A 1,896-nucleotide genomic window follows, 5' to 3' on the forward strand; every position below is an offset into this window, starting at 1 on the left:
CTCAACGTGCTCGTCAGGAACCTCGTGCAGGACATGACCCGTGACAACCTTCGGGACGACATCCGCGACGACCGCGGAATCGGGTCCGCGCGGTACCGATCGGTCAAGGAACAGCTGTCCCACTCGGACGAAGTCAGCATCGCGCGTTACAGCGGAATCCCGCTGACGGTCACCCGGGACGCATTCGACACCGCCGCGACCCCGATCTTCGGCACCGCCGCCGAGTTCGTACGAGGAGTGTTCGACGAGAGCACTCACGAACCCGAGGTCATCGTGCTGATCGGTGGAGGGGCGCACATCCCCCTGCTCGCCGCCACGCTCACCGACATGTTCCACGCCCCGGTCGTTCGAATGTCCGAGCCCGACGCCGTTCTTGCCGTCGGCGCTGCCTCCGTCGCCGCGTCTGCCGACGGCGGCGGCTACCAACTCGTCTCGGCCACGCGCAACACCGCGACCCGGATGAGCCGATACTCCGGTGCGATCGCGGCCGCCGTCGTCGCAGGTGGTCTCGTTCTCGCCTACGGCGTGCAGACGATGACGCCTGCCGACGATGCCAGCGTCTCTCCGGCCGGAAGTACCGCGCGATCCGCGACCGAATCCAGCGATACCGGTACGCCGGCCACCGGGGGGTACTCCCCCGACGAGGATCAGACGACAGCCGGACGCACCCCCGGGGATCGATCCGACCCCACGGAGACCTCGGTCGACGCCACCGGATCGTCGGCGCGGTTCACCACGACCGCTCCGCCGACCAGTACCCCGACACTGCGTCCCGCACCGGACCTCCCGCGGATCGACTGGCCGATCGACCCCACCACGAACCCTGCGTCCCCCGATGCCACCACCGGGATCCCGATCGAGCCACCGACCTCGGTCACCACGACTCCGGTTCGACCCTCCGAACCGATCGAGTCCTCGGACCCGAGCGATACGACCGAGATCGTTCCCGGCCCGACGCCCGAGCCCACTACCGAGGTCACACCCGAGTTCACTCCGGTGCCGACCGAGTCGATCACCGTGCCGACCCCCGATGTCAGCGGTTCGGAACCCACCCCGGAACTGACGGCACCACCGACGGTATGGTCGCCGCCGGTCGCAGCTCCCGCGGCGTCCGGATCCCCGACCGATCCACTGTCGGCAGCCGAGCCGTCGGCTCCGCAATCGTCCGAGACCACCGTCGCAACGCAGGACGCTCAGCCGGGCACCTGACTGGTCGCGACCGAGAGGCCGGGGTCGGTCACAGCGGTCAACGCCGAAGGCTCGGCTCCGCCCGCAACGAGGTGGGCACCCAGTGCGGCGATCATCACGCCGTTGTCGGTACACAGTCGGGGTTTCGGAATTCTCAGCGTCAAACCCTGCTCTGCACAACGACTTTCGATCAGCGAACGAATGCGAGAGTTGGCGGTGGCACCCCCACCCAGCACGATCGTGTCGACATCGACGTCGGTTGCCGCGCGAACGGCCTTCATCGTCAGGACATCGGCGACGGATTCCTGGAAGGACGCCGCGATGTCTGCGACAGGAATCGGATCTCCCGCACGTTGCCTGGCCTCGACGAATCGAGCGACGGCCGTCTTGACCCCGGAGAAGGAGAAATCGTAACGGGCATCGCGTGGGCCGGTCATGCCTCGGGGAAATGCGATCGCAGCCGGGTCACCGTCGCGCGCAGCATCATCGAGCGCCGGGCCACCCGGATATCCCAATCCGAGGAGCCGCGCAACCTTGTCGAAGGCCTCCCCCGCTGCGTCGTCGACCGTGGTCCCGAGCTCGGCGATCGGCCGGGACAGATCGTCGACGTGCAGCAGATGAGTGTGACCTCCGGACACCAACAGCGCCACGCACGACGGCATCGGGCCGTGCTCGAGAGTATCGACCGCGACGTGGCCACCGAGAGGG

Annotated in this window: 2 protein-coding genes; one reads left to right on the forward strand and one right to left on the reverse strand. The window is 67.9% G+C overall.

The features are described 5' to 3' along the window. On the forward strand, positions 1–1,209 hold a 1,209-nt coding region (locus A2J02_RS16455; RefSeq protein ID WP_231911471.1), incomplete at its 5' end, for an Hsp70 family protein. Here A2J02_RS16455 and A2J02_RS16460 read toward each other — a convergent pair. Then, the coding region (locus A2J02_RS16460; RefSeq protein WP_068051286.1) for a tRNA (adenosine(37)-N6)-threonylcarbamoyltransferase complex transferase subunit TsaD at positions 1,194–1,896 on the reverse strand (703 nt) is incomplete at its 5' end. The two genes, A2J02_RS16455 and A2J02_RS16460, sit on opposite strands and share 16 nt — an antisense overlap.

Origin of the sequence: Rhodococcus sp. EPR-147 (genome assembly GCF_001647185.1) — a bacterium.
Lineage (GTDB): Bacteria > Actinomycetota > Actinomycetes > Mycobacteriales > Mycobacteriaceae > Rhodococcoides.